Annotated in this window: 3 protein-coding genes; all 3 read right to left on the bottom strand. The window is 31.9% G+C overall.

Annotated features, from left to right (window positions below):
• Window positions 1-1179: hypothetical protein (locus QT74_RS07735; RefSeq protein ID WP_033765902.1), on the bottom strand; the 1179-nt coding region annotated here is incomplete at its 3' end.
• Between the two features lie 6 nt (window positions 1180-1185).
• A complete protein-coding gene (locus QT74_RS07730) occupies window positions 1186-1479 on the bottom strand; it encodes a hypothetical protein (RefSeq protein ID WP_033765900.1) in 294 nt (97 codons plus the stop codon).
• Window positions 1480-1498: 19 nt separating this feature from the next.
• A complete protein-coding gene (locus tag QT74_RS07725; RefSeq protein ID WP_033765898.1) occupies window positions 1499-2278 on the bottom strand; it encodes a hypothetical protein in 780 nt (259 codons plus the stop codon).
• Window positions 2279-2338: the final 60 nt, after the last annotated feature.

Below are 2338 nucleotides of genomic sequence, written 5' to 3'. Positions count from 1 at the left end.
GTAAAAAATTTTTTCCAAAACAGCGTTGAATTTTCGCCCCTGTTCATCATTATCCATTGCTAAAATAACATTAAGACTTAAATTAGGAATTTTTGGTTCTTTTAGGCGTAAGGCTAGAGCGGGCTTAAAAACGGGTCTAGGGATAAGATTGTTTTTATCTCTTACGGGCGAGAAAATGGGATCATTAGGGACTTTTTTAGGGTCATTATCGTGTTTAGCTAACTCTTTAGCACGCCATTTTTCATATCTTTTTTGAAAATTTATGTAATTTTCATAGTCCTCTAACTGCTTGTTGTAGCGATCAATTTCTTTGTGGTATTCATTGTATTCCTTACACTTATAAGTGTTGATGGTATTAAGAAATTTATCTACAAATTTTTGCATTCTTTCTTCTGTGAAATTACCAATAGTAGAAATAATAGCTGTTTGATTGGGATCAAAACCTTGCATTTCTAACACGCTTAAGCCATCAAAAACGCTTTCAGCCACAATGATATTTTGAATATTTTTAATATTTTGTGGGGATAAAACTTCAAAACCCTTGATAGAACCTGCTTGCATTAAGTGTTTAGTGGGATTAGTAGCTCCTTGCATAGTGAAAGGTTTGGACAATCGCTTGTTATACCCACCCTGTATTAAGTTTCCATTATCATTAATCAAATAGCAAGGCACGCATAAATTTGCATGTTCATCTTCTTTAAGTAAATGATTATAAGGTTTTAGTAAAGTTTTATCCAAAGAGCGGCTATCCAATAAAGTGTGAAACAAATCTGAGCTTTCTATATCGTAGGTAGGGAGCTTTTCAAATTGTTTCACCACTTTTTGACGCTCTGCTTCTTGTTCTTTGGTAATGATTGTATAAGGCTTGGAATTGTTATATTTGTGGTTTGGCTTATCGCTAATTTCTAAATCATCTCTGTTTTTGATCAAATCATTAAAATCTAGCCCACGATTTTTACAAAAGGCGATAATCGTGCCTTTATCTTCATCATTATGAGTGTTGAAATAATGATAACTCCCATCAGGCTTTCTTGAAATAATAAGTGTGCCTTTAATGGTATCGTATTCATTATAAAGAGCCGGGTTATTTTTGCTTGATTTCTCTACTTTGTGTTTATAACCATTAGAGAGCAAAATCTCATCTAATGGTAAGAATTGTAAATTAGCGATATAAGCCATAGTCTTTCACCCAAATCTACTTTTTTTAATCTCTTTGGCTAATCTCATTTCATAATGTTTGGCTCTCGCACCATACAAAACACGATCCATTGCTTGAGTGAGAAATTTCATGACTTCAATCGCAGTCTCTACTTCGTTGATTTCAAATAACAATCCCATAGCGATTTCAATTTCCCTATGCACTGATTTAGGCATATCTTTCACCAAAAGATTTTTGTATTCTTTGTTTGCAGGATCAAACCCTTTAGGGATCACATATTTTTGTGAAATTTTTAAATCTTTTTTGAGTGGGAATTGCATTTTTTGTCCTTTGTTTTCTTTATGATGCTAAAATTTTCTCATCTATAGATAGTTCTTCTAATGCTCTATGGATATTCTTTTTTACAATTGCTTGTTGGTAAGAGCACTTGATATTTGGAATTTTTTTGCCAACAAGTTGATCATAAGTCAATCTATAAGAAAGACAAGGATTATTAACCGACACAAACTCCAAAAAAATATTGTTAAAGTTTTGCATTTGAAAATGCTTAGGGATTTTTAAAAAGAATACACCGTGCTTGTTTGTGAGCTTGAATGCTCTATCTTTTAATTTCTTGAAGAGTTTTTTCAAATACCCACAAATTCCTAAAAAGAAGTTATTAGGTAAATTGCTCTCCCCATTCAAACCTAAATGTTCGTAGTTTTCTATTTTAGTGAAGTCATGCATAGACAAAAAAATATAACCTTTTTTGTTCTTAAAAGCAGTTAGAAATCCTATTCTCTCTAAAATTTGGAGATTATGTCTTAAGGTTCTATCGCACCATTGCAAGCGAGTTAAGGCATAATGGCGGTTTAACGCGATTTTAGAACTTCTAGAATCTATAACTATTTCACATAAAAGCTCCATGAGTTTCTTACAGCCTGTGCCACCAAAGAAAGTTGTATTGATAGGAAAGTTCAATATCTTTTTAAAGATTTTACATTCAACATAACCAAATTTGTCAAATATGAAAGGAATAAACCTATCTTTTGAATGCTTGGAATAACAGACATTGTTCACATGCATTTCTTTTAAGATATTCGCATCTAAAACTTTTCTTTTAAAAACTCTTTCTCGCATAGTCATAATTCCTAGATATTGATTTCTTAGAGATTAAAAAATAATTACATTCTCTAAAGA

Origin of the sequence: Helicobacter pylori SA213A (assembly GCF_000476275.1) — a bacterium.
Lineage (GTDB): Bacteria > Campylobacterota > Campylobacteria > Campylobacterales > Helicobacteraceae > Helicobacter > Helicobacter pylori_CL.
Note: the sequence above shows the minus strand (reverse complement) of the source record. Positions and strands in the feature narration are given on the sequence as shown.

Bases quoted from the DNA above. Each gene is read 5' to 3' on its own strand.
- QT74_RS07725 (WP_033765898.1), bottom strand. From the start codon at position 2,278: ATGCGAGAAAGAGTTTTTAAAAGAAAAGTTTTAGATGCGAATATCTTA.
- QT74_RS07730 (WP_033765900.1), bottom strand. From the start codon at position 1,479: ATGCAATTCCCACTCAAAAAAGATTTAAAAATTTCACAAAAATATGTG.